The sequence below is a fragment of the Streptomyces sp. NPDC021562 genome (assembly GCF_040640875.1).
Taxonomy (GTDB): Bacteria; Actinomycetota; Actinomycetes; order Streptomycetales; family Streptomycetaceae; genus Streptomyces.
The window spans coordinates 180,129-204,097 of record NZ_JBFACN010000006.1 but is presented as its reverse complement, the minus strand read 5'-3'; the positions used below and the strand labels follow the sequence as shown (position 1 = coordinate 204,097).

Annotated in this window: 22 protein-coding genes; 14 read left to right on the top strand and 8 right to left on the bottom strand. The window is 72.6% G+C overall.

Translation table 11 applies throughout. From position 1 onward, the window contains the following. The first annotated feature begins 3 nt into the window (after window positions 1–3). The 8 genes from AB0G52_RS11740 to AB0G52_RS11705 all read left to right on the top strand — a co-directional run bounded on the left by AB0G52_RS11740 (window position 4) and on the right by AB0G52_RS11705 (window position 10,801). Window positions 4–888 carry a TauD/TfdA family dioxygenase gene (locus AB0G52_RS11740; RefSeq protein WP_132889516.1) on the top strand — a complete coding sequence of 295 codons (885 nt, stop codon included), beginning with the start codon at window positions 4–6 and terminating at the stop codon, window positions 886–888. Between the two features lie 5 nt (window positions 889–893). Beyond that, window positions 894–1,427: an FcoT family thioesterase gene (locus tag AB0G52_RS11735; protein WP_361336218.1), complete on the top strand. Its 534-nt coding sequence runs from the start codon at window positions 894–896 to the stop codon at window positions 1,425–1,427. Between the two features lie 84 nt (window positions 1,428–1,511). Next, complete coding sequence (locus tag AB0G52_RS11730; protein ID WP_361336042.1) at window positions 1,512–3,104, top strand: fatty acid--CoA ligase; 1,593 nt, start codon at window positions 1,512–1,514, stop codon at window positions 3,102–3,104. Between the two features lie 34 nt (window positions 3,105–3,138). After that, window positions 3,139–3,396, top strand: a complete 258-nt coding sequence (locus AB0G52_RS11725; RefSeq protein ID WP_132889514.1) for a phosphopantetheine-binding protein — start codon at window positions 3,139–3,141, stop codon at window positions 3,394–3,396. Further along, window positions 3,383–7,852: an amino acid adenylation domain-containing protein gene (locus tag AB0G52_RS11720; RefSeq protein ID WP_361336040.1), complete on the top strand. Its 4,470-nt coding sequence runs from the start codon at window positions 3,383–3,385 to the stop codon at window positions 7,850–7,852. The genes AB0G52_RS11725 and AB0G52_RS11720 overlap by 14 nt, the downstream gene beginning before the upstream one ends. Before the next feature lie 71 nt (window positions 7,853–7,923). Further along, window positions 7,924–8,952 carry an ABC transporter substrate-binding protein gene (locus tag AB0G52_RS11715; protein ID WP_132889513.1) on the top strand — a complete coding sequence of 343 codons (1,029 nt, stop codon included), beginning with the start codon at window positions 7,924–7,926 and terminating at the stop codon, window positions 8,950–8,952. A gap of 83 nt (window positions 8,953–9,035) precedes the next feature. Next, on the top strand, window positions 9,036–10,001 hold the full coding sequence (locus tag AB0G52_RS11710) for an iron ABC transporter permease (protein ID WP_132889512.1): 966 nt from the start codon (window positions 9,036–9,038) through the stop codon (window positions 9,999–10,001). Then, complete coding sequence (locus AB0G52_RS11705; RefSeq protein ID WP_361336037.1) at window positions 9,998–10,801, top strand: ABC transporter ATP-binding protein; 804 nt, start codon at window positions 9,998–10,000, stop codon at window positions 10,799–10,801. The genes AB0G52_RS11710 and AB0G52_RS11705 overlap by 4 nt, the downstream gene beginning before the upstream one ends. A 183-nt stretch (window positions 10,802–10,984) precedes the next feature. Here AB0G52_RS11705 and AB0G52_RS11700 read toward each other — a convergent pair whose 3' ends face one another. Both AB0G52_RS11700 and AB0G52_RS11695 read right to left on the bottom strand, forming a co-directional pair. After that, window positions 10,985–11,671: a sigma-70 family RNA polymerase sigma factor gene (locus AB0G52_RS11700; RefSeq protein ID WP_361336216.1), complete on the bottom strand. Its 687-nt coding sequence runs from the start codon at window positions 11,669–11,671 to the stop codon at window positions 10,985–10,987. Between the two features lie 165 nt (window positions 11,672–11,836). Continuing rightward, window positions 11,837–12,562, bottom strand: coding sequence for a hypothetical protein (locus AB0G52_RS11695; RefSeq protein ID WP_361336035.1), 726 nt, complete (start codon window positions 12,560–12,562; stop codon window positions 11,837–11,839). 269 nt (window positions 12,563–12,831) lie between these two features. Between AB0G52_RS11695 and AB0G52_RS11690 the strand changes: the two genes are divergently transcribed. Next, window positions 12,832–13,569, top strand: a complete 738-nt coding sequence (locus AB0G52_RS11690; RefSeq protein WP_132889509.1) for a flavodoxin family protein — start codon at window positions 12,832–12,834, stop codon at window positions 13,567–13,569. Window positions 13,570–13,610: 41 nt separating this feature from the next. Continuing rightward, entirely contained in the window at window positions 13,611–14,150 is a 540-nt protein-coding gene (locus AB0G52_RS11685) for a MarR family transcriptional regulator (RefSeq protein ID WP_132889508.1), read from the top strand. A gap of 45 nt (window positions 14,151–14,195) precedes the next feature. Here the strand turns inward: AB0G52_RS11685 and AB0G52_RS11680 are convergent, their stop codons facing one another. The 4 genes from AB0G52_RS11680 to AB0G52_RS11665 form a co-directional block, all read right to left on the bottom strand. Further along, the gene (locus tag AB0G52_RS11680) at window positions 14,196–14,984 is read right to left on the bottom strand and encodes a DUF4142 domain-containing protein (RefSeq protein WP_132889507.1); all 789 of its coding nucleotides are present in this window, start codon (window positions 14,982–14,984) and stop codon (window positions 14,196–14,198) included. Window positions 14,985–15,084: 100 nt separating this feature from the next. Beyond that, complete coding sequence (locus AB0G52_RS11675) at window positions 15,085–15,330, bottom strand: hypothetical protein (protein WP_361336032.1); 246 nt, start codon at window positions 15,328–15,330, stop codon at window positions 15,085–15,087. A gap of 111 nt (window positions 15,331–15,441) precedes the next feature. After that, a complete protein-coding gene (locus AB0G52_RS11670) occupies window positions 15,442–17,121 on the bottom strand; it encodes a chloride channel protein (protein ID WP_165939396.1) in 1,680 nt (559 codons plus the stop codon). Window positions 17,122–17,425: 304 nt separating this feature from the next. After that, window positions 17,426–18,616, bottom strand: a complete 1,191-nt coding sequence (locus AB0G52_RS11665; RefSeq protein ID WP_361336030.1) for a serine/threonine-protein kinase — start codon at window positions 18,614–18,616, stop codon at window positions 17,426–17,428. Window positions 18,617–18,828: 212 nt separating this feature from the next. Between AB0G52_RS11665 and AB0G52_RS11660 the strand changes: the two genes are divergently transcribed. The 4 genes from AB0G52_RS11660 to AB0G52_RS11645 all read left to right on the top strand — a co-directional run bounded on the left by AB0G52_RS11660 (window position 18,829) and on the right by AB0G52_RS11645 (window position 21,705). Next, window positions 18,829–19,413 (top strand): TerD family protein, encoded by a 585-nt coding sequence (locus tag AB0G52_RS11660; protein ID WP_132889504.1) that lies wholly within the window; start codon window positions 18,829–18,831, stop codon window positions 19,411–19,413. 132 nt (window positions 19,414–19,545) lie between these two features. Continuing rightward, window positions 19,546–20,091: a DUF4760 domain-containing protein gene (locus AB0G52_RS11655; RefSeq protein ID WP_132889503.1), complete on the top strand. Its 546-nt coding sequence runs from the start codon at window positions 19,546–19,548 to the stop codon at window positions 20,089–20,091. A gap of 166 nt (window positions 20,092–20,257) precedes the next feature. Continuing rightward, complete coding sequence (locus AB0G52_RS11650) at window positions 20,258–20,530, top strand: Chromate resistance protein ChrB (RefSeq protein ID WP_361336028.1); 273 nt, start codon at window positions 20,258–20,260, stop codon at window positions 20,528–20,530. A 38-nt stretch (window positions 20,531–20,568) separates the two neighbouring features. Next, a complete protein-coding gene (locus AB0G52_RS11645) occupies window positions 20,569–21,705 on the top strand; it encodes an MFS transporter (protein ID WP_361336214.1) in 1,137 nt (378 codons plus the stop codon). Window positions 21,706–21,816: 111 nt separating this feature from the next. Here the strand turns inward: AB0G52_RS11645 and AB0G52_RS11640 are convergent, their stop codons facing one another. Both AB0G52_RS11640 and AB0G52_RS11635 read right to left on the bottom strand, forming a co-directional pair. Beyond that, on the bottom strand, window positions 21,817–23,220 hold the full coding sequence (locus AB0G52_RS11640) for a HAMP domain-containing sensor histidine kinase (protein WP_361336026.1): 1,404 nt from the start codon (window positions 23,218–23,220) through the stop codon (window positions 21,817–21,819). Then, window positions 23,217–23,897, bottom strand: a complete 681-nt coding sequence (locus tag AB0G52_RS11635; protein ID WP_361336024.1) for a response regulator transcription factor — start codon at window positions 23,895–23,897, stop codon at window positions 23,217–23,219. The genes AB0G52_RS11640 and AB0G52_RS11635 overlap by 4 nt, the downstream gene beginning before the upstream one ends. Between the last annotated feature and the right edge of the window lie 72 nt (window positions 23,898–23,969).

Here is a 23,969-nt window from a genome sequence, read left to right as displayed (position 1 = left end):
GACATGGAGATCACCGAACGCAACGGGCAGGACATCGGCGCGACCGTCGCGGGGTTCGACCACGCGGCCGCCTCGCAGCAGGACGTCGACGCCGTCAAGGCGGCGGTCTACACCAAGAAGATCGTCGTGCTGAAGAACCAGGACCTGACGCCCCGGCAGTTCCTCGAACTGGGCAAGCGGTTCGGCCGGCCCGAGACGTACTACGAGCCCATGTACAAGCACCCCGAGGTCGAGGAGATATTCGTCTCCTCCAACGTGCCCGAGGACGGCAAGCAGATCGGCGTCCCGAAGACCGGGAAGTTCTGGCACGCCGACTACCAGTTCATGCCCGACCCCTTCGGCCTGACCTTCATCTACCCCCAGGTCATCCCCGAGAAGAACCGCGGCACGTACTTCATCGACATGGGCAAGGCGTACGAGGCGCTTCCCGAGGACCTCAAGAAGGAACTGGCGGGGACCTTCGCCGAACACTCCGTCCGGAAGTACTTCAAGATCCGGCCCACGGACGTCTACCGGCCCCTCTCCGAGATCATCGAAGAGGTCGACACCAAGACCCCGCCGGCGGTGAAGCCGACCACGTTCACCCACCCGATGACCGGCGAGACGATCCTGTACATCAGCGAGGGCTTCACCCTCGGCCTCCAGGACGAGCACGGCAAGCCGCTGGAGACCGACCTGCTGCACCGGCTGTTCGAGGCCACGGGCCAGCTCGACGACACCTTCAGCCACCGCAACATCCACCTGCAGACCTTCGAGAAGGGCGACCTGCTGGTCTGGGACAACCGCAGCCTGATCCACCGCGCCCGGCACACCACCACCCCGGAACCGACCGTCTCCTTCCGGGTGACCGTCCACGACGAGCGCAAGCTCTACGACGAGGCCGTGTGACCACCGTGGAAACACCCCTGAAGCAGCACCCGCCACGGGACTACGACACCGACGGCGCACTCCTGCCGCAGGTGCTGCGGCCGTACAAACCCCACTGCAAGTACCTGAGGTCCGCGACGGTGAGCACCCGGACGGGCCGCGTGGCCGCCCGCTGCGAGCTGGCCATCCCGGAGTCCTGCTACATCGACGACACCGGCCACCTCAACGCCGTCGAAGTCAACATCAGCTACAACCAGATGATGTACTACGCCGTCGCCAAGACGGTGAAGGAACGGCTGCTGGACGAGTTCGCGGGCTGGACCATGGACGACTACTGGCGCCACCAGCTGCCCGACATCCTCATCGCCCGGTTCAGCGGCACCTTCCGGCGTCCCATCAACGCCCGCGCCTTCTCCGGGGAGATCGAGTTCCTCTCCGTGGAGCGCCGGACGCCGGGCGGCCGGCCGATGCTCGTCGCCGACACCGTCTACCGCTACTGGGACGAGGCGGGCGGCCGGTGCGACGGCACCGTGAAGCTCGCCTTCGTCGACGCACCCTGAGCAGCGCCCGATCCACGGCATGCCGCCGCACCCCGCGGCGGCATGCCCCGGCAGTCCGCGAGCAGACCGAGAGGCAGGCCCCACATGGCCGAACCGTCCGCGCCCGGGACACCCGGCGAACGGCTCCACCACCCGCAGCCGACCACCCTCGTGGAGACCGCGCGCCTCCACGCCCGGCACCGGCCCGACGCCACCGCCGTGGTCTGCGAGGACCGCGCCGTCACCTACGCCCAACTGCACCGGGAGAGCAACCGCATCGCGCACGCGCTGCGCGCCGCCGGCGCGGTCCCCGGCGCCCGCGTCGCCTACCTGGGCAAGGAGTCCGAGGACTACTACGCGATCCTCTTCGCCTGCGCCAAGAGCGGGACCGTCCTGGTGCCCGTCAACTGGCGGCTGACCGCACCCGAGGTCAGCCACATCCTGCGGGACTCCGGCAGCGCCGTGCTCTTCCTGGAGGAGGAGTTCGCCCCGGTCCTGGACCGGCTCCCGGACGGGCCGCCGAAGACGGTGGTCAGGCTCGGCGCCACCGACGGGTTCGGCGCCTGGAAAGCCGACCGTCCCGACACCGACCCGGCGGTCCCGGCCACTCCCGACACCCCGGTCGCCCAGCTGTACACCAGCGGTACCACCGGCCTGCCCAAGGGCGTCGTCCTGGCACACCGGAGTTTCTTCGCCATCCGCGACGCCCTGGCGAGCGAGAACCTGGACTGGATCGACTGGCGCGACGGTGACATCGCGCTGGTCGGCATCCCGGGCTTCCACGTCGGCGGCCTGTGGTGGGCCACCCAGAACTTCAACGCCGGCGCGACCGTGGCGGTCCTGCGCGCCTTCGCGCCCCGGGACGCCATCGACCTCATCCGCGGCAAGGGCGTCACCACGGCCTGCGTGGTCCCGGCGATGCTGCGCATGATGCTGGCCGAACCCGGCGTCACCCCGGCCGACTTCACCACCCTCCGCAAGATCGTCTACGGTGGCTCGCCCATCTCCGAGGCCCTGCTCGAAGCCAGCCTCGCCCTGTTCGGCGGCGAGTTCGCCCAGATCTACGGCCTCACCGAGACCGGCAACACCGCCGTGTGCCTGCCACCGGCGGACCACGTGCCCGGCCATCCGCGGATGAAGGCCGCCGGACATCCCTACCCGGGAGTGGGCTGCAAGGTCGTCGACGGCGACGGCAAGGAACTGCCGCCGGGCACCGTGGGCGAGATCTGCCTGGCCACCCCCGCCCGCATGGTCGAGTACTGGGGACTGCCCGACAGGACCGCCGAAACCCTCGTCGACGGCTGGATCCACACCGGCGACGCCGGATACGTCGACGACGACGGCTACGTCTTCATCCAGGACCGCATCAAGGACGCCATCCTCGTCGCGGGCGAGAACGTCTACCCCGCCGAGATCGAGAACGCCCTGGAAGGCCATCCCGGGGTGGCCGAGGCCGTGATCGTGGGCGCCCCCGACGAGCGCTGGGGCGAACGCGTCCACGCCTTCGTGGTCCCCGCCGCCGGCCGGCGGCCCACGCCACGGGAACTGCACCGGTTCCTCGTCGACCGCCTGGCCTCCTTCAAGCTTCCCGCCCGTTACGAGTTCATCGAGCACGTGCCGCGCAACCCCAGCGGGAAGATCCTCCGCCGCGAGCTGCGCGAGCGCTTCTGGACCGGCACCGACCGCAAGGTCAACTGACCCGCATCCCGTGCGGCTACCAAGAGAGAACACCATGCCTGAGCCCCTGACGCTGCAAGCCTTCCGCGCGGACCTGGCGGAGTACCTGCACCAGGAACCGGACGACGTGGACCTGGACGAGAACCCCCTGGACGCGGGCCTGGACTCGCTCCGCATCACCACCCTGGCCGAACAGTGGCGGAGCACCGGAGTGGACGTGAGCTTCCTGGACCTCGCGGAGCGCACCTCCTTCGCCCAGTGGTGGCAGCTGCTGTCCGAACGCCAGGCGGGAGCACCCCATGCCGACGCCTGAGCGGCACCCCCTGCTCGCCGCCCAGGAAGGGATCTGGACCGGCCAGCGACTCGACCCGGACAGCCCCGCCTACAACACGGCCGAGTACGTGCACATCCACGGTGCGGTGGAGCCGGCGGTCTTCGAGAAGGCGCTGCGCCACACGGTCGCCGAGGTCGAAGCCCTCAACGTCCGTTTCACCACCGACGAGACCGGCCGGCCCTGGCAGGTGGGCGTCCCCGGCATCGAGTGGGCCCCGCACCTCGCCGACCTCACCACGGCGGCCGACCCGCACCGCGCCGCCCTGGACTGGATGGCCCAGGACCTGGACCGCCCCGTCGACCTGGAGCGCGGCCCGGTCTTCGGCCACGCCCTCCTGCGGATCGCCCCCGACGCGTACCTCTGGTACCACCGCGTCCACCACATCGCCCTCGACGGCTTCGGTCTGTCCCTCGTCGCCCGTCGGGTCGCGCAGGTCTACACGGCCCTGGTCGAGGACGCCCCGCCCGGCGGGAGCGGCTTCGGAGCCCTGGCGACGGTGCGGGAGGAAGAGGACGCCTACCGCGCCTCGGCACGCTTCGCCGAGGACCGCTCGTACTGGACCGGACGCTTCGGCGACCGCCCGCCGGTGGCCGCTCTCGCCCCCGGACAGGCGCTGCCGGCCCGCACCTTCCTGCGCCGGACCGTGGACCTGGGCAGCGACGAGACCGAGCGGTTGCGGGCCGTCGCCCGTGAGCTGTCGGTGACCTGGTCGGACGCCCTGCTGGCCGTCACGGCGGCCTACGTCCACCGGGTCAGCGGGGCACCGGAGGCCGTCCTCAGCCTCCCCGCCATGGGCCGCCTCGGATCGGCGTCCCTGCGGGTGCCCTGCATGGTGCGCAACATCCTGCCGCTGCGCGTCGCGGTGGGGGAGGACGACAGCCTGCGCGACCTGGCCACCCGGGTCGCCGCGGAGCTGCGCGCCGGACGCCCGCACCAGCGCTACCGCTACGAGCAACTGCGGCGCGACCTGAAACTGGTCGGCGGCAGGCGGCGGCTGTCCGGGCCCGGCGTCAACATCATGCCGTTCGAGTACGACCTCCGGTTCGCCGGACACCGCAGCACGGTCCACAACGTCTCCGCCGGCCCCGTCGACGACCTCGCGGTGAACGTGTACGACCGGGCCGAGGGCACGGGCCTGCGGATCGCCATGGACGCCAACCCCGACCTCTACGACGAGACCGAGGTGCAGGCCCACCAGGAAGGGCTGCTCGACCTGCTCCGGGAAGCCGTCGCGGCACCGGACCGGCCCATCGGGCGCCGGCCCGTCACCGTCCTCGACGGCGGACCGCTGCCCGGGCCCGCCCGGCCCGTGCTGAGCCTCGTCGCCGACCACGCCGCGCGGCGCGGGGGCGCCACCGCGGTGGAATACGACGGGCGGACCGTCACGTACGCCGAACTGTTCGGCGCGGCACGGCGGCTGGCCCGACGCCTCGCCGCCCGGAACGCCGGCCCCGGCACCGTGGTGGCACTCGCCCTGCCGCGCGGCATCGACGCCGTCACCGCCATCCTCGCCACCCTGATCTCGGGCGCCGCCTACTGCCCGCTCGACCCGGCCGCGCCGCGGTCGCGCACCCGGGCGCTCCTCGACAGCGCACAGCCCGTCCTGATCGTCACCAGCGGCCCGCACGCCACCTCCTTCGCGGGCCGGCCGGTCCTCCTGCTCGACGCGCCGGACGAGGGGGAAGAGGCCCCGCTCGCCCCGGCCGCGACCGCGGACGACCTCGCCTACCTCATCCACACCTCGGGTTCCACCGGCCGGCCCAAGGGCGTGGAGGTCTCCCACGGAGCCCTCGCCACCTTCGTCACCGGCGCCGCGCACCGCTACGGCCTGCGGCGGGAGGACCGGGTCCTCCAGTTCGCCCCCCTGCACTTCGACGCCAGCGTGGAGGAGATCTTCCTGACGCTGTGCACCGGAGCCACCCTCGTGGTGCGCACCGACGAGATGACCGAGTCCGTGCCCTGCTTCCTGCGCGCGGTCGACCGGCTGCGGATCAGCGTGCTGGACCTCCCCACGGCCTACTGGCACGAACTCGTCCACACCGTCTCCACCGGCGCCGCCGCACTCCCCGCCGGGGTGGGCACCGTCATCATCGGCGGAGAGGCCGCCCTGCCCGAACGCGTGGCCCGCTGGCGGGGTGCGGTCGGTCCCTCGGTACGGCTGTTCAACACCTACGGTCCGACCGAGGCGACGGTGGTGGCCACGGTCGCCGCGCTCCACGAGGGCCCGGACACGCCCGACGACGTACCGATCGGCCGCCCCCTGCCCGGCACCCGCGCCGCGGTCGTCGGCGGCGAACTCCACCTGCTCGGCGGTGCCCTGGCCCGGGGGTACCGGGACGCGGACGCGCCGGACGACGCCCGCTTCGGGCCGCTGCCCCAACTGCCCGGAGCACCACGCGCGTTCCGCACCGGCGACCTGGTGCAGGTCGGGAGCGACGGCCAACTGCGGTTCCTGGGAAGGGCGGACGACGAGTTCAAGATCAGCGGGCACCGGGTCCACCCGTCCGAGGTGGAGACCGTCCTCCTCGCCCAGCGGGGGGTCCGCGAGGCCGCCGTGGTCGGGCAGGTGCTGCCGGACGGAACCCGACGGCTGGCCGCCCACGTCGTCGCCGACGACCCGCGGCCCACCGCCGGCGAGCTGCGCGAGCGGCTCCGGGCGGCCCTGCCGCCGGCCATGGTCCCCTCGGCCGTGGTGTTCACGGACCGGCTGCCCCGCACCGGCACGGGGAAGATCGACCGGAGGGCCCTCAGCGCCGTCGCCGAGGACCGAGCGGCCCCGGCGGCGGGGGACGGCTCCCTGGAGGCGACCATCACCCACACCTGGGCGCAGGTCCTCGGTGTCGACCGGGTGGCGCCCGAGGACGACTTCTTCGACCTCGGCGCCCAGTCGCTCCAGGCGATCCAGGTCGCCAACCGGCTCGGCGTCGAACTCGGCCGGGACGTCCGGGTGGCCTGGCTGTTCGAGCACCCGACGGCCACCGGCCTCGCCCACCGCCTGAACCAGCACACACAGGCCCCCACAACCGGCCTCGCGGCCAGCCCTGCGACCGCCCCGGCGACCGGCCCCGCGGCCACGCCGGCGACCGGCCTTGCGGCCGCTCACACGGCCGCCCCCGCGACCGGCCTCGCCCTGCCGGCCGCGGTGCTGGCCGACGCCGTGCTCGCCGACGACATCCGGCCCGCCGGGCGGACTCCCACCACCGGCGGTCCGCGTACGGTCCGGCCCGTCGGGTGGGCCCCCACCACTGACGGCTCCCGCGCTGTCCCGCCCGCCGGGCGGACTCCCACCACCGGCGGTCCGCGCGCGGTCCGGCCCGTCGAGTGGGCCCCCGGTGGTCCGTGCACGGTCCTGCTGACCGGGGTCACCGGATTCGTCGGGCCCCACCTGCTGGTGGAGTTGCTCCGGGTCACCGACGCCGAGATCGTCTGCCCGGTCCGGGCCGCGACACCGGCCGAGGCCGCCGACCGCGTCCGGGCGGCCCTGGCAGCTCAGCGGATCCCCCTGCCCGCGGGCGCCGACCGCGTCACCGCCCTGCCCGCCGACCTCGCCCGCCCGCACCTGGGCCTCGGCGCCGACCGGTTCGCCGAACTGTCCCGGACCTGCGACCTCATCGTCCACAACGCGGCGACCGTCAGCATCCTGCGGGACTACGCCAGCCTGCGCGCCGCCAACACCGAGTCCACCCGCCAACTGCTGACGCTGGCCTCCGCCCGCACGATCCCGCTGCACCTGGTGTCGACGCTGTCCGTCGCACCGGCCAGAGACCGGGCCCCGGAGGTCCCGGAGGCGTTCCTGCCGCCGCATCCCGGGCTGGTCAGCGGCTACCAGCAGTCCAAGTGGGCGGCCGAGCGGCTGCTGGAACAGGCGGCCGAGCGCGGGTTCCCCGTCACCGTGCACCGCCTCGGCAGAGTCACGGGAGCGCCGGACACCGGGCAGGTGAACCGGCGGGACTTCCTGTGGAGCGTGCTGGCCTCCGGAGTGCCCGCCGGGATCGTGCCGGAGCTGTTCGAGGCGGAGGTGTGGACACCGGCGGACTACGTCGCCCGTGCCGTCGTACGGCTGGCCCTGACCGCCGCTCCCGGCCCCGTCTTCAACCACGCCCCGGTCGCACCGGTGCGGCTGGCCGACGTGTACGACTGGGTGCAGGAGTACGGCTACCCCGTCAAGCGGATCCCGACGGCGCAGTGGCGCCGGGAACTGCCGCGGGCCGCCGACGTGGCCGTGACGACCGGGGCGTTCTTCGACTCCTTCCCCGCCGACGGCGAGGAAGGGCCGGAGCTGGGGCTGGGCCACGTCCGGGCGGACAACGTGCTGCGCGGCCTCGAAGGCACCGGCATCGTCTGCCCGCGGGCCGACCGTGCCCTCGTCTTCCGGTACCTGGACCACTGCGTCGAGAACGGAGTGCTCCCGCCCCCCGCGCGAGGGGACGTCTGAGCTCCCGGGAACCCGGGTGGGTTCCGCTCCGACTACTTGAGCGGAGTCCATTCCACCCCCGAGGAGCAAGTGTGCAGACGAAAAGGCCCGCTGTCGTGGCCCTGGCCGGGGCGTTGTGCCTGGCCACCACGGCATGCGGGGCCTCGTCGACCCCCGCGGCGAACGCCGCGGCGGGCGCGAGCGCCCCCGGTTACCCGGTCACCCTCAAGAACTGCGGACAGACCACCACCTACACCCGGGCACCCCAGCGGGTCGTGGTCATGAACGGAGCCTCCGTCGCCGAGGTGTCCACGCTGCTGGCCCTGGGCCTCGGCGACCGCATCGTGGCCAACGAGCAGTCCTACGGCCGCTCGGAGGTCGCGGGCCGGGCCGCGGCCATCAGGAGACTCCCGACCGGGAACGTCACGCTCAACGACGCCTCCGACATCCCCCGCGAGACGATGCTCGGCCTGCGCCCGGACCTCGTGCTGTCCACCACGTCCTACGGCTTCGACGCGAAGAACGGCTTCGCCACCCGCGAGGACCTCAGGGCGGTCGGCGCCAACACCTACGTCTCCCCGCAGGGGTGCGACCAGGACACCTCCCGCATGACGATCGACGACAGCTACCGGCTGGCGCGCGACCTGGGGAAGATCTTCCACGTCGGCGACCGCGCCGAGAAGCTCATCGCCTCGTCCCGCAGGCACATCGCCGCCGTGCGGGCCAAGGTGAAGGGGGAGACCACCCCGAACGTGATGGTGGTCTTCTCCAACATGAGCATGGGCGGGAACGACTTCAGCTCCGTCGCGGCCCACGGCATCTGGAACGACATCCTCGCCCGGGCAGGCGCACGCAACGCCTTCGCCTCCGCTTCCCGGACCACCTTCGCGGACCTCAGCAAGGAGAAGGTCGCCGCCGAGCCGGTCGATGCCCTCGTGGTCATCAGCTACAACGACCCGCATGCCGAGGCGTACGCCCGCAAACTGCTCAAGGAGTTCCCCCAGTGGCCGGCAGCGAAGAACAACCGCTCCCTCGTGCTCTCCGACTCGATGTATCTCGGCCCCAGCAACGACCTGGCCGTCGAGAAGATCGCCAGGATGCTGCACCCGGACGCGCTCTGACCCCGCCGGACCGGCGGAACCGCAGGAAGCGGCTGAACCCCGAGCTGGTCCTGGCGCTGCTGGCGGCCACGCTGGTCACGGTCATGATCGTGGCGATCAGCATCGGCGCCGTCACCATCCCGGTGCACGAGGTCTGGCGGATCGTCTGGCACCACCTGACCGGCGGCGGTACCGCCGCGGACCCGGCCACCGACCAGATCGTCTGGAGCTTCCGCACCCCACGCGTCGTCCTGGCCGCCCTGGTCGGCGCGGGACTGGCCGTCTCCGGCGTCGTGCTGCAGGCGGTCGTCGCCAACCCGCTCGCCGACCCCTACGTCCTGGGCGTCTCCTCCGGTGCCTCCCTCGGGGCCGTCGTGGTCATCACGGCCACCGGCGGCGCCCTCGGCGGCCTCGGCGTGTCATCGGCCGCCTTCCTCGGTGCCGGTGCGGCCGTCGCCCTGGTCTTCCTGCTCGGCCGCAAGGGCGGCCGGCTCGCCCCCACCCGCCTGGTCCTCTCCGGGGTGGCCGTCGGCTACCTCTTCCTGGCGGCCACCAGCTATCTCCAACTGCGAGCCACACCGACGGAGTTGCGCACGGTGATGTTCTGGATGCTGGGCAGTGTCGCGGGCGCCCGGTGGGACCAGCTGCCCCTCGTCACCACCGCCGTCCTCACCACGACCGTGGCCCTGACCCTGTTCGGGCGCCGCCTCAACGCCCTGCTGGTCGGCGACGAGTCGGCCACCGCTCTCGGCGTCGACGTGCACCGGCTGCGCGCGGTGCTGCTGGTGCTCTCCTCGCTGGTGACCGGCACGGTGATCGCGGTCGCGGGCGGCATCGGCTTCGTCGGCCTGATGATCCCGCACCTCGTGCGCCTGACCACCGGCGCCGACCACCGTCGCCTGCTGCCCCGGGCGGCCCTGGTCGGCGCCGTCTACCTGGTCGTCGTCGACCTGCTCTCCCGCACGGTCAACCGCCCCGACGAACTGCCCCTCGGCATCCTCACCGCCCTGTTCGGGGCGCCCTTCTTCCTGTGGCTGCTGCGCCGCAACAAGAGCCTGGACAGCGTATGAAGCTCACCGTGGAACGCATCCACGTCGAACTCGGCCACCGGCCGATCCTCCACGACGTGCACCTGGAAGCCCGGCCGGGCGAGATCGTCGGCCTCATCGGGCCCAACGGCAGCGGCAAGTCCACCCTGCTGCGCACCGTCTACCGCTCCCTGCGCCCGCACCGCGGGGTGGTGCGCGTGGACGGCGACGACGTCTGGGCGCTGCCCGCGCGCACCGCCGCCCGCCGCACCGCGGCCGTCCTCCAGGACGCGAGCGGCCAGCCGGCCGGCCTGAGCGTCGCCGAACTCGTCGCGCTCGGCCGCACCCCGCACCACGGCCTCCTCGGCCGGGAGGGGACCGACGACCACCGCGCCGTGGCGGAGGCCCTCGACCTGTGCGCGATCCGGCACATGGCCGAACGGGACGTCACCTCCCTGTCCGGGGGCGAACGCCAGCGGGTGCTGCTGGCCCGGGCCCTCGCCCAGCGGCCCAGCCTCCTCGTCCTGGACGAACTCACCAACCACCTCGACATCCGCGCCCGCTTCGAACTGCTCGACCTCATCCGCTCCACCGGCGTCACCACCCTCGCCGTACTCCACGACCTGGACCTCGCGGCCCGGCTGTGCGACCACCTCGTCGCACTCCACGCGGGGCGGGTGGTCGCCGCCGGCCCGGTCCTGGACGTGCTCACCCCCGGCCTGCTGGGTGAGGTCTTCGGAGTGGCCGCCACCGCGGAACGGCACGCCGACGGTGTCGTCCGCATCACCTACGGCGCCCAGCCCCTGACCCTGCAACCGGTGGCGGAGGCCAGAGCCGGCTGACAGCGACCGCAAGCCATCAGGCTGTCCGGTGCGTCGCCGTCCAGAAGCCCGCCGTCCGGCGGCCCGTGCGGCACTGGCAGGCCGCTGGGCGTGCGGACCGCCTCGCCGTTGGGCGGGAGCGGTCCGCGTGTTGTACCGGTGAGGCCGGTGCCCGCCGGCGTGGCGGACACCGGCGTCTGCCGTTCAGGCCGCGACCGCGACCGGAACGCCCACCGCCGAGCGCGGCAGCACGGCCGCCGACGGAACCCGGCCCTCCGCCGGTGTCCCCGCCGCCTCCTCCGGCTCGGCCAGCAGATCCGCCAGAGCGGCGCGGGCCCGGGCCACCCGGGAGCGCACCGTCCCGATCGGACAGCCGACGACATCGGCCGCTTCCGCGTACGGCAGCCCGGTCACCTGCGTGAGGATGAACGCCTCCCGCCGGTCGTACGGCAGCATGCCCAGCAGTTCGAGGAGCGCGATCCCCTCCTCGAACCCCGGCACGTCGAGCGGCTGAGCCGTCTCCGCGGCGTGGCGCCAGTCATGACGGTCCGACAGCCGGGGCCGCGAGGCGGCCCGCCGGAAGTCGTCGATCACCGCCCGGCGCGCGATGGACAACAGCCAGGCGCGGGCCGAGGAACGTCCCTCGAACCGGTGCAGGCTGCCCAGCGCCCGGAGGAACGTCTCCTGGGCCAGGTCGTCCGCCGACTGGGGATCCGCACTCAGGTGCGCGACATAGCGCAGTACGTCGCAGTGCAGGGCCCGGACGAACCGCTCGACGGCGTCCTCGTCCCCGCCGCGGGCGGCCAGCGCCCAGGTGGTGATCAGGTCGTCGGCTTCTTGCGTGTTGTTGTGCTTCCTACGTTTTCCACGTGTCCCGCGTAATGCGGGCAGGGCAGGAACAGGCACCTCGTGTCCTTCGCGATCGTGCGAGGAACGGCGGCACAGGAGCGCGCCGTTCCCGCAGTGAGGGGGCGCGGCCGCGCGCGGGCACGACCGCTGCCCGGGGGCGGCCCGGCGTCGACGACGGTCGGCAACGGCCCCGGGAAACCGGCTGTTCTAGACGACAGCGAAGGAGAGCGGCGGACCCCGTGAAGTGATCGCGTGAACGAGATGCAGACGCCGCGGCCAGCGACGCGTACGGCGCCGCCGTACGAGGGCACGCGGACGTCGCGGCAGCGCCGGCAGGGCGAGCACCAGCCGCAGCGGCGCGGCCAGCCAGCCGGCCACGGCGCGCATCAGCCGGAAGACGACCCGCTCGCCGTAACCCAGCCACAGGCCGCAGACCAGGGCCGCCACCAGGTGAGCCGCGTACATGCCGGTCATCGACGTGCCGCCCAGCCACTGCTGGAGGAGAGCGGGGGTGCCGGAGCCCAGGTGGACCGAGTGATCCATGCCCATGGAATGCATGGGCACGCCCATGGAGTGCCCACCCACGGAGCCCATGCCCATCGCGCCCATGTCTGCGGAGCCCATGCCCATCGAGCCCATGCCCGTGTCGTTCCCGCCGGGCGGCGCCGCCGGCTGCCCCGCGCCCTGCGCGACGGAGAAGCTCCAGTGGAGCGCCCCCTGGGCCGCGACCACCACCGGCACGATGACCCGAAGCCCGCGCTCACGGCCGGCCAGAGCCCAGCCGACCCCGCCCGCCCCGAGGAAACCCGCCCCCAGGGCCCACCAGGGCACGGCCGTACCGGACATCAACGTGTGGGCCAGGGCGGAGAGCAACACGCAGACGGCCGCGAACAGCGCGGCCCGTACCGAACGTGTGCACCACCCGGCAGCCATGACAGGCTTCATCCTCGCATTCGACGTCGGGCCCCCACGGATCAGTACGCAAAATGGCCCGGCCTCATGCTCAATCCGAAGTGTGATCCACCGTTCGGCGAAACACGGGAACTCGGCGCACGCAGGGACCGACTTATGAAGGGGATGCTTCGGACGGCAGGCCCATTCGGAGGTGCCGAGGTGGCGCCCGGCGCGGGTGGCGCACAGGCTGGGGCGCGGACGTGGACGACCCGCCGCGCACCCCGCGGCAGGGCTTTCAGGAGGTACCCGTGACCGCTTCGTCGCCCGCCACCGACGCACCGCCGGCCCGGTACGACGACCTGCGCGCGCTCGTGATCAACTGCACCCTCAAGCGCTCCCCGGCGACCAGCAACACCCAGGGGCTGATCGACCGCAGTACCGCCATCCTGGACGCGCAGGGCGTCCAGGTCGACGTGGTGCGGGCGGTGGACCACGACATCGCCACCGGGGTCTGGCCCGACATGCGGGAGCACGGCTGGCAGACGGACGCCTGGCCCGAGCTGTACCGGCAGGTCATGGCGGCCGACATCCTCGTGCTGGCCGGCCCGATCTGGCTCGGCGACAACAGCTCGGTGACGAAGCAGGTGATCGAGCGTCTCTACGCCTGCTCCAGCCTCCTCAACGAGGCCGGCCAGTACGCCTACTACGGCCGGGTCGGCGGCTGCCTGATCACCGGCAACGAGGACGGCGTCAAGCACTGCGCCATGAACGTCCTCTACAGCCTGCAGCACCTCGGGTACACCATCCCGCCCCAGGCGGACGCCGGCTGGATCGGCGAGGCGGGGCCCGGCCCCTCGTACCTCGACCCGGGCTCCGGTGGCCCCGAGAACGACTTCACCAACCGCAACACCACCTTCATGACCTGGAACCTGCTGCATCTGGCCCGCGCGCTGAAGGACCTCGGCGGCATCCCCGCCTACGGCAACCAGCGCACGGCCTGGGACGCGGGCTGCCGTCGCGACTACGAGAACCCCGAGCACCGTTAGGCGGTGGGCTCACCGCCGCTCCGGCACGGTAGAAAGGACCTATGCCGGAGCACGAGATCCCACCGGGGGCCATGGACGACGTCGACGCGGTCACCAGGGCGGTGCTGACCGCCTCCCGCCTGCTGGTGGCGGTCTCCGCACGTTCCCTCGCCGAGGTCGAGGAGCGGGTGACCCTGCCGCAGTTCCGGATGCTGGTCGTGCTCGCCACCCGGGGCGCCACCAAGCTGGTCGTGCTCGCCGACCTGCTCCAGGTGGCGCCGTCCACCGCGATGCGGATGGTCGACCGGCTCATCGCGGCCGGGCTCGCCGACCGCCGGACCAACCCCGACAACCGCCGCGAGACCCTGCTCCAGCTCACCGACGAGGGCCGCCGCACCGTCGAGCACGTCACCGCCCGGCGCCGGTCCGAGATCGCGGACATCGTCGCCCGGCTCGGTCCCACGCAACGGCTCGCGCTGATCGAAGCTCTGGGCGCGTTCAACCGGGCGGGCGGCGAGCCGCCGGCGGCCCCCGCCGCCGACCACGCGGATCCGCACCCGCTCGGCTGGGCCGTGGACGAGGCGATGGTCCACGACGTGTGACCCGCACGGCCAAGGACCGCGGCGCGCGTCCGGCCGGGGGCCGTGTCATCCCACGGTCGGTGACGCCGATGGCGTCGGGGCCGTCCCGGAGGAGCCCTCCGAGGTGACGGCCGGGCCGGTGGGAACCCCCGCGGTCGACAGGCCGGGGGGCACCGTGAGGACGACCTGGGGCGCGCCCCCCTGCGGCACCGGTGGTGTCACCTGGGCGGCAGGGAGCTTCGGCGGCGTGGTGATCTGGAAGTTGACCTGGTCGTAGTTGACCAGCCCGGTCTTCTCCATCTGTGTGATGTGGTCCAGGACCACGTCGTTGGCCTGGTCGGCCAGGGCTCGTACGAGGGTGTTCTCGGTCGTGGAACGGACCTTGGCGATGGTGTTGAAGATCGACCCGTGGGTGACGCGCAGGATGTTGGCGAAGTCGGTGTCGAACTGCTTGCCCGTGTCCGACTGGAACGTCGCGAGGAAGCCCGCCTGCTGAGGCGTCGGCTGGTTGGGGATGGTGATGTTCAGCATGGGGGCGATCCTCCGGCAGCTGGCGTCGAGCGCGGCGTGCCCGACGACCAGATGCCGCCCGGCCTCACGCACGGCCGCGGTCGTCCCCTTCTTCATGGCCAGGGCCCCCGAGGGGCCCTCCCAGAGTCCGGCGGAGCGCACGAAGACGACGAAGTTGCGGTCGGACTCGGTGAGCGGTCCCCACTGCGTGCTGGCGATGACCCTCGACGCGTTCGAGGAGGTCGTCTGGACGCCCAGCATGCTCGGATAGACGAGGGCGGCGAGCGTGGCGGCGAGGGCCCCGCCGACGACGAGGGATCCGATCCTGTTGCGTGAGATGGACATGCTGCCTCCTGGTGCGGACCGCGTGGCTGCCCGGTCATACGGAGGCGCTACGGCAAGAGGACCTTTGCGCTAGGTAAAGATTGCATGATGCTAATTGGTGTCACGTCTCGTACAGGTGCGCCGACGCCACCCGTCCCGGCCGCATGATGCGTATCTTGCCGCGCTCGCAGGCCGGGCAGTGGGGCGACTGCAGCGGCGACGGGACGGCCTTGTCGCCGAGGTGGTACGTGGCGATGATCCGCCCCTGGTCGTCCTCGGTCACGTCGATGTCGTACGTGGCTTCCCAGCCGTGTCCGCAGTCGAGGCAGACGAACGAGTAGGAGCGCCGGGTGTGCTCGCTGTGCATGGCACCTCCCTGGAGTGATGTCACCCTTCAAGGCCCCTCTACCCAGTCTTGCACAATGCAAAATGCGAGGTGGTGATCGCCGGAACCGGCCGGACCCCCGCGCCCGTGCCGTCAGGCCGTCGTGTGCACCGCGCGCAGCACGCTCTGGTGGCTGAGCCAGCCCACCGGCTTCCCCTGCTGCGCGTCGAGGACGGGTACGCCGGTCGCGGCGGCCGACAGCAGGGTGTGCAGGGCCTGGGCGAGCGGCTGGTCGGCTGTCACCGGCAGGGGTGCCTCGGCGAGCCGGCCGACGCGTGTCGGGGCGCTGTCCGGCTGTTCGGCGAGGGCCTCGGCCACCGCCTGGGCGGTGACGACGCCGACATAGGCTCCGTCGGCGTCGACGACCGGGAGCGCGCCGTGGCCCGAGAGGCTCAGCAGATCGGCGGAGTCCGCGAGCGTGGTCGATGCGGACAGCGGGGACGGCAGGGGCTCCATCACGGCACCCACCTGCTGGGCGCCGATCCGCGCGCCCGGGGCGGGCCCTTCGAGGTCGATGCCCCGGCGGCGGAGCTTGAGGGTGTAGACGGTGTCGTGCGACAGCAGGCGGCTGACCGCTGTCGCCAGCACGATGGCCAGCATCAGCGGCAGGATGATCGAGTACTCGCCGGTGAGCTCGAAGAGGATCACCACGGCGGTGATCGGGGCCCGTGCGGCGCCGGCGAACACCGCTCCCATGCCGACCAGCGCGTACGCGCCGACCGCGCCGGCGGAGGCGGGCAGCAGGTGGTGGACGGCGATGCCGTACGCGGAACCGAGCATCGCCCCGATGAACAGGCTGGGGGCGAAGACACCGCCGGAGCCGCCGATGCCGATCGTCAGGCTGGTCGCCAGCATCTTGCCCACCAGCAACAGCAGCAGGAAGCCGATCGCGTAGCCGCCCTCGGTCGCCTTCTGCAGGACCGGGTAGCCGACGCCGTACATCTGGGGCAGGAGCAGGAGCACCAGTCCGAGTGCCAGCCCGCCGACCGCCGGGCGCAGCCACTCGGGGCCGCGCCACAGCCAGTCGCAGGCGTCCTCGACCAGGTACAGGAACCGGGAGAACCCCACGCCGACCACCGCGGCCGCCACCCCGAGCGCGGCGAACAGCCCGTACTGGGTCAGGTGGTCCACCTGGAAGCCGGGAAGCCGCAGGAAGGCGACGTCTCCGAAGGCGGCCCGCCCGATCACGCTCGCGGTGACGCTGGCCAGCACCGTGGCGCCGAAGGCCTCCGCGCTGAAGGTGCCCAGGATGAGTTCCATGGCGAAGAACACGCCGGCCAGCGGTGCGTTGAAGGTGGCCGCGATGCCGGCCGCCGCCCCACACGCGACCAGCAGTTTCATCCGGCCCTCGGGCACCTTCGTCACGCGCCCGAGGGTGGCGCCGAGCGCCGAGCCGATCTGCACGATCGGGCCCTCGCGGCCCACCGAACCGCCCGAGCCGATGCACAGGGCGGAGGCGAGCGTCTTGACCACGGCGACCTTGGGGCTGATCCGCCCGCCGCGCTGGGCGACGGCCAGCATCACCTCGGGCACCCCGTGGCCGCGCGCCTCCTTGGCGAACCGGTTCACCAGAGGGCCGTAGAGCAGGCCGCCCACCACCGGGGCGAGCAGCACGAAGTACGGACCGAGCCACGGTACGTGCGGATCGGCCGCGCCCGGGGACGCCGCGTAGTCGGAGTGACCGGAGAAGAGCCGGGTGAACGTCCTGATGCACCAGCGGAAGACGATCGAACCCGCGCCCGCCCCGGCCCCGACCACGACGGCCAGCGCCATCATGACCCAGGGCGCGGTGCGCACCGCAGGAAGACCCAAGGCCGGTCCGGCACCGCTCGTCCTGCTGCTGGGCACGTGCTCTCCACCTGTCGCCGCTCGTCGGGCACTCATCGCACCCCTTCATCTTTGCATTATGCAAAACGAGTCAAGGGGGCGGTGCCACGAGGGCGCCCGCGGGCCTCGACGCCCTCGACACGGCGCGGGTGCGGGCGACGGCCGCGAGCGTCCGCTCCGCCGTGCGCACCGGAGGGGTGCGGCTGACCGGCGGGCCGGACGCAACGGCGGTCCTGTCCGCCGTCAGGCCCTACTTCGACCCCGGTGGGCTCGACGAGGGCGAGGCCGCCGGGGTCGTGCTGTGCGGCTGGTCCGCCGGCGGTGTGTCGGCCGAGCTGTGGTCGGGGGAGAACCACGCGATGCCGAGCAGCAGCGCCCCGAGGAAGAGCACCACCGCGGCGAGGGCACTCACCCTCCTCGACCGGGTCGCGGAGGCCGTGCGGCCTCCCGGGCGCTGACCGCGCCGGGCCCGGTGGGCCGGAGCGGTGCCGGTGGTGGACGGGAAGGCATAGGTGGTGACGGAGCCGGGAGACACGTTCGTTCCGGACCGGGTCCCCGGGAGCGCCCACACGGTGCTCGGACGCGGTTCCGGTTGGGGATGCGGTGCGACGGCCGGGAGGGGCTCGGGACGCCCTCTCCAGGCGCCCGCGGCGAACCACTCGGCCGTCTGGCGTGCCGTGGGGCGGTCCTCGGGACGCTTGGCGAGGAGACCGAGCAGGTAGTTCTCGAAGGCGGGCGGCAGTCCGATGCCCAGCTCCCGCGGCGGTACGGGGGGCGTGTCGAGGTGGTGGTGGAGGACGGCGATGGCGCTGTCGGCGTGGAACGGCACCCGTCCGGTGAGGAGTTGGTAGAGCACACAGCCGAGCGAGTAGACGTCGGACGGCGGTCCGGCGGTTTGCCCCAGGGCGCGCTCGGGGGCGATGTACAGGCTGGTCCCGACGATCTGGCCGGTCGCGGTGAGCCCGCTGCCCGGGTCGTCCAGGAAGCGGGCGATGCCGAAGTCGCCGATCTTCACGGATCCGGCGGCGTCGAGCAGCAGGTTGCCGGGCTTGATGTCCCGGTGCACGACACCCTGTTCGTGCGCGACGGCGAGCCCGGCGGCCGCCTGGGCGGCGATGCGGGCGACTGCCTCGGCCGGCAGGGATCCCGCCTGGGCGAGCACGCGGTGCAGACTCTGTCCCTGGACCAGCTCCATCACCAGGAACAGCCGGCCCTCCTGCTCACCGAAGTCGACGACGCCGACCACGTGCGGGTGCCGGAGCCGTCCCGCGGTCCGGGCCTCCAGACGGAAGCGGGCGGCGGCGGTGGGATCGGTGTTCTCGGCGAGCAGCAGCTTGACCGCCACCGGTCTGCCGAGCATCTCGTCGTAGGCCTGCCAGACCTCGCCCATCGCGCCGCGCCCGATGACGGTGTCCAGCCGGTACCGGCCCGCAATCAGCACCCGTTCCTTCATCCTCACCCAGTGAGACGACATGCCCGCTGTCGGGCATGTCCCTCTGGTTGAAAGGGTGTTGTGGGGATGCCGCAGCTCCCACACTCTACTGGCGGGCCGACGGTGGCCGGGCGTCTCATGGACCCGTCAGTGGAACCACCACCGTGCGCCGGGCACACTTTGCGTGTTGAAGTCCCTTTGACGCAAGGAATGAGCCACACGTGATCACGCTCACCAAGGAAGACGGCCCGGCGGACCTGGACGGGGTGACGCACCTGTCCATCGGGGTCTCCTGGGATCCCACCGCCGGCAGCAGTGGCGGGGTGCTGGGCAGACTGCGCCGCCAGAGCGGCACCGACCTCGATCTGATCGCCATCGCCATGCAGGGCGGTGACCCGGTGCGCCTGGCGGGTCTCGACTCGCTCGACCCCATGGGCAACGGCTCGTTGGTCCACAGCGGCGACAACCAGACCGGGCGCGGGGACGGCGACGACGAGACGGTGACCGTCGAGTTCGCCCGGATCCCGCCCAACATCACGTCGATAGTGTTCGTGGCCGCCGCGTACAAGAAGGGCAGCTCCTTCCAGAAGGCGCGCAACATCAGCTTCAAGGTCTACGACGCGACGGGGGGCAGCTCCCAGCAGGTCGCCGACATCTGGCCGAGCCTGCTCACCCAGGACAACGGATGCGCCGTGGCCAAGGCGCTGCGGGTGGGCGCCGGTTGGAAACTCCAGGTGATCAACGTGACGGGAAAGATCAAGCAGGGGGACGAACACGCTCTGATGCGTTTCGCCGTCAGCAAGTAGGCGCGTCTGCGAGGTGCGGTCCCCGCGCCCCCGGGCCCGACGGAGCAGCGCGGTTCATGCGCGGGGACTGGAGGACATGACCACGCCAGAAGCACTCCTGCCGGCTGGGTGCTTTCCGTAGAGTTTTCTCCTGTGACGGTATTCGAGCAGTGGTCCCTGGTAGCCGCGTTCGGCTCTTTGGGCGTGGGCGTGATCGGCTTCGTCGCCCTGGCATGGCAGCTCCTGATGCTGGCTCGAAGCACCAAGCAGGATCACGACAGGCGCCGCAAGCAGGCAACCATGGAGTTCCTCGCCGACAACATGAACCAGCGAAAGTCGCTGTTCGACGACGGCATACCCCAGGAGCGCGATCACGCGGCCATCGAGGCGCTGATCAGCCGCTCGACGGCGGGCGACGAGCGAGCGACGAAGCTCATCACGTCCTACCTCACGACCTTCAACCTCCTTGGTGCGGGAACCCGGTCGGACGCGTTCGATCAGCAACTGATCGACGACGCCTGGGGTGGTCTCATCATCTCCGTCTGGAACAACTACCGGCCCTGGGCCGAGGCGCAGCGGCAGCAACACGGTGAACCCCTCCTGTGGCGTCACCTGGAGTGGCTGGCGAGCCAAATGACGCCTCGCAGACTTCTCACGCAGGCCGACGGCCTCTCCCCTAGCGGGGACCCGGCCGTGTGACCAGCCACGCGCGCACCTGCTCGCACCCCACGAGTGCGGCACGCCTGTCTCTAGCGCCGACCACGGACGCGCGGCTGCTGCCAGCGGTGACGCCAGTTACATTCGTTGCTGTGCCGAAGAGAGAACCGGTGGGCCGCCGGCTCGTCCTCGCCAGGGCGTCCGGGCCGTGACCCTCGACGCGTCCGGGCGGGGCCCGGAGGACCCGGCTCGCTTCCAGGCACTGTTCACCGCCGCACGGTCGGAGGACCGGACGGAGTCGGAGCAGTCGCCGGAGCGGCTGCGGCGCCGGCACCGCGATCTCACCGCGCGCGACGTGTTCGGCGCACCGCAGGCCGCCGAGGCCGGCCAGCGGCTCACGGTGTGCGCCGCCGCCTGCGAGGACTACGCGGAACGCGTCTTCGCGGCCTTGCACGAGACGCCGGAGGACGACGCCCGATGAGCCAGACGGCGAATTCCGGGTCGGCGCCGGCCCGGCAGATGTGGCCGCTGTACGCGGCCGGGTTCACCACCGCTTTCGGCGCGCACGGCATCGCCGCCAGCCTGGGCAGCGACGCCGAGGGCGCGGTGACATCGCTGCTCGTGCTGGGCGGCCTGCTCGTCCTGTACGACGGCGCCGAGGTGGTCCTCAAGCCGGTGTTCGGCACCCTCGCGGACCGGGTCGGCGCCCGCCCGGTGCTGCTCGGCGGGCTTGCCGCCTTCGCCCTCGCCTCCGCGCTGTACGCCGTGGCGGACAGCCCGGGTTGGCTGTGGGCCGCCCGCCTCGGCCAGGGCGCGGCGGCCTCCGCCTTCTCGCCGTCGGCCTCCGCCTTGGTCGCCCGGCTCAACCCGGCCGCCAAGCACGGTCGCGCGTTCGGCAGTTACGGCTTCTACAAGTCGATCGGCTACACGCTGGGCCCGCTGCTCGGCGGAGTGCTGGTGTGGGCCGGCGGGCTTCGGCTGCTGTTCACGGTGCTGGCCGTGCTCGGCGCGGCGGTCGCCCTCTGGGCCGCGGTCGCCGTCCCCGTCGTACCCCCGCTTCCCAAGACCCGGCAGACGGTCCTCGACCTCGCCCGCCGCCTGGCCGATCCCGCCTTCCTCGTCCCGACGTCCGCGCTGGCGGCGGCGACCGCCGGCCTGTCCGTCGGGGTCGGCTTCCTGCCGGTGTCGGGCCGGGTGGCCGGACTGGGTGCGGTGGCCACCGGGGCCGCCGTGTCGGTGCTGGCAGCCTGCGCGACCGTGGTCCAGCCGCGGGCCGGGCAGGCCCTGGACGAGGGACGCCTGACGACCGGGTCCGGCATCACGGCAGGACTGCTGCTCACCGCCGCCGGGCTGGGCTGTGCGATGCTGCCGGGTCTGCCCGGGGTCCTCCTGGGCGCCGCGCTGATCGGCGTGGGAACCGGTCTGATCACCCCGCTCGGCTTCGCCGCGCTGGCCTCCTCGACCCCTCAGGAACGCCTGGGCCAGACGATGGGCGCCGCCGAACTCGGCCGCGAACTGGGCGACGCCGGCGGGCCGCTGCTGGTCGCGGTCATCGCCTCGCTCACCACCCTCACGCACGGCTACGCCGCCCTCGGCATCCTGCTGGCCCTCGGCCCCCTGTTCGCCGGCGTGCGGCGCCGCGCTGCTGGGGGCTGAGCGCAGGGCCGTCCGCGCGGTGGCCCGGACGCCGGAGGTGATCCTCGATGACCGCACCACCTCCGTTGCCCGGCGTGTTCGCCGACCTGGCCTCCTGACCACTGCCCCGGCTCAGCAGGGCAGGTCGAGGGTGACGGCCGCCCCGTGCCCGGCGTTCTCGGCGTGCGCGGTGCCGGCGTGGGCGGTGGCCACGGCGTGTACGAAGGCGAGCCCGAGGCCGGACCCCTTGCCGGTGCGGCTCGCTTCGGCGCGGGCGAAGCGGTCGAAGGCCCGGGGCAGGAACTCGGGCGGGAAGCCGGGCCCGTCGTCGACGACACGTACCCGCACCCTGCCGTCGTGGACGGCGGCTGTGACGCGGACGTTTCCGGTGCCGTGGCGCAGCGCGTTGTCGACGAGGTTGCCGACGGCCGGCACCAGCCAGCGGACGTCGACGTCGACGGTCGTGTCGTCCGCGGTGGTGCGCAGGCCGCGTCCGGCCCGTTCGGCGGTGTGCCGATGCGGGGAGACGGCGGTGTCGACCAGGTCGGCGAGTCGGACCGGGGCCCGGGTGATGTGGCCGGTGCTGCCGAGTTCCTCCAGGTCGAGGAGTGCGTTGGAGAGGTCGATCAGGCGCTGCACCTCGGCGTCCACGGAGCGCAGGGTCTCGGTGAGCTCCTCGGCCGAGCGGGGGCGGTGCAGGGCGACGTCGACCTCGGCGCGCAGCAGCGAGAGCGGGGTGCGCAGTTCGTGGCTGGCGTCGGCGACGAACCGCCGCTCGCGTTCGGCGGAGGCTTCGAGGCGGTCGAGCATGTGGTTGAGGGTGTGGCCGAGACGGGTGATCTCGTCGTCCCGGTCGGCGGGCACGTCGAGGCGCAGGTTCTGGGCGCCGCCTGCCAGGGTGGCGGCCCCGCCTCGGTAGCGCTCGACGGGGCGCAGGGCGGCGCGGGCGGTGCGGTAGCCGACGTAGGAGGCGGCTATCAACGTCAGGCCCGAGGCGATGGCCAGCTGGGCGAGGAGTTCGCGCAGTGCCTCGTCACGGTGGCCGCGCCGGACAGCGGCGACCACGATCCTGGTCCGTCCGTCCGCCGTGATGCGCCCGGCCTGGAGGCGCAGGGAGTCCGGGGTGATCGGGAGCAGGGAGCCCACGTCACGGCGGACCGTGGTGCCGCGCATGACGGCGCCGAGCTCGGCGGGGGTGAGCAGCGGTTCGTGGCGTACGGCGGCGCTCGCGCTCTGGATCCGGCCGTGTGCGTCCAGGACCTGCCGGAGGCTGCCGCTGGGGCCGGGCGGGATCTTGGCGTCGGCTCGTACGGCCTGGTCGAGACTGTGCCGGTAGGTGGTCAGGTCGTCGTTGAGCTGCTGGTCGAGGGCGGTCTGGACACGCCAGTAGACCAGACCGGCCGCGCCTGTCAGGACCAGCGACATGGTGACGGCGACGGCCAGCACGAGGCGCGCGACCACGGGCAGCCGCCGGACCCACGCCCGGGGCCGGCCGGCCAGGGGCAGATCGGCCGGGGGCAGGCCGGCCACGGTCACGGGGCGGTCTCCAGGCGGTAGCCGCGTCCGCGCAGGGTCGTGATCGTCGTGCGGTCGAAGGCGCGGTCGACCTTCGCGCGCACCTTGGAGACGTGGACGTCGATGGCGTTGCTGCGTAGATCGGTCTCGCCGTCCCAGACCTCGTCGAGCAGCTGCAGGCGGCTGACCACGCACCCGGCGTTTTCCATCAGCACCCGCAGCACGCCGAACTCCCGTCGCGCCAGGTCGAGTTCGTGGTCGCCGCGCCAGGCCCGCTGCTGGTCGGGGTCGAGGACGAGATCGCCGACCCTGAGGCGCCCGGTGGTCCCCGCGGTCCCAGGGCGGCGTCGGGAGATCGCCCGCAGCCGGGCCAGCAGCTCCTCCATGGCGAACGGCTTGACCACGTAGTCGTCGGCGCCGGCGTCCAGACCGGCGACCCGCTCGCTGATCGCACCGCGCGCGGTGAGCAGGATCACCGGCACGTCGACGCCCTCGCCCCGCAGCGTCCGGCACACCTCCACCCCGTCCATCCCGGGCAGCATCACGTCGAGGACCACGGCGTCCACGCGCGCGTCCCGGGCGGCGGCGAGCCCTGAGGGGCCGTCGTAGTGGCCCTCGGCGGTGTGCCCGGACTCGGTCAGGTAGCGGACGACCAGGTCTGTGAGGCGTGTCTCGTCGTCGACGACCAGGTAGTGCATGCCGGTCAGGCTAACCACCCGCCGGCCGCGGTGAGCCCACCAGGAAGCCTTCATGGTCTGTTCATGTGACAT

Excerpts from the sequence above, each read along its gene's own strand:
- AB0G52_RS11730 (WP_361336042.1), top strand. The coding sequence starts at position 1,512 with ATGGCCGAACCGTCCGCGCCCGGGACACCCGGCGAACGGCTCCACCAC.
- AB0G52_RS11675 (WP_361336032.1), bottom strand. The coding sequence starts at position 15,330 with ATGCACAGCGAGCACACCCGGCGCTCCTACTCGTTCGTCTGCCTCGAC.
- AB0G52_RS11635 (WP_361336024.1), bottom strand. The coding sequence starts at position 23,897 with ATGCACTACCTGGTCGTCGACGACGAGACACGCCTCACAGACCTGGTC.
- AB0G52_RS11710 (WP_132889512.1), top strand. The coding sequence starts at position 9,036 with ATGATCGTGGCGATCAGCATCGGCGCCGTCACCATCCCGGTGCACGAG.
- AB0G52_RS11695 (WP_361336035.1), bottom strand. The coding sequence starts at position 12,562 with ATGGCTGCCGGGTGGTGCACACGTTCGGTACGGGCCGCGCTGTTCGCG.
- AB0G52_RS11720 (WP_361336040.1), top strand. The coding sequence starts at position 3,383 with ATGCCGACGCCTGAGCGGCACCCCCTGCTCGCCGCCCAGGAAGGGATC.
- AB0G52_RS11685 (WP_132889508.1), top strand. The coding sequence starts at position 13,611 with ATGCCGGAGCACGAGATCCCACCGGGGGCCATGGACGACGTCGACGCG.
- AB0G52_RS11740 (WP_132889516.1), top strand. The coding sequence starts at position 4 with ATGGAGATCACCGAACGCAACGGGCAGGACATCGGCGCGACCGTCGCG.
- AB0G52_RS11680 (WP_132889507.1), bottom strand. The coding sequence starts at position 14,984 with ATGTCCATCTCACGCAACAGGATCGGATCCCTCGTCGTCGGCGGGGCC.
- AB0G52_RS11705 (WP_361336037.1), top strand. The coding sequence starts at position 9,998 with ATGAAGCTCACCGTGGAACGCATCCACGTCGAACTCGGCCACCGGCCG.
- AB0G52_RS11670 (WP_165939396.1), bottom strand. The coding sequence starts at position 17,121 with ATGGCGCTGGCCGTCGTGGTCGGGGCCGGGGCGGGCGCGGGTTCGATC.
- AB0G52_RS11725 (WP_132889514.1), top strand. The coding sequence starts at position 3,139 with ATGCCTGAGCCCCTGACGCTGCAAGCCTTCCGCGCGGACCTGGCGGAG.
- AB0G52_RS11645 (WP_361336214.1), top strand. The coding sequence starts at position 20,569 with ATGTGGCCGCTGTACGCGGCCGGGTTCACCACCGCTTTCGGCGCGCAC.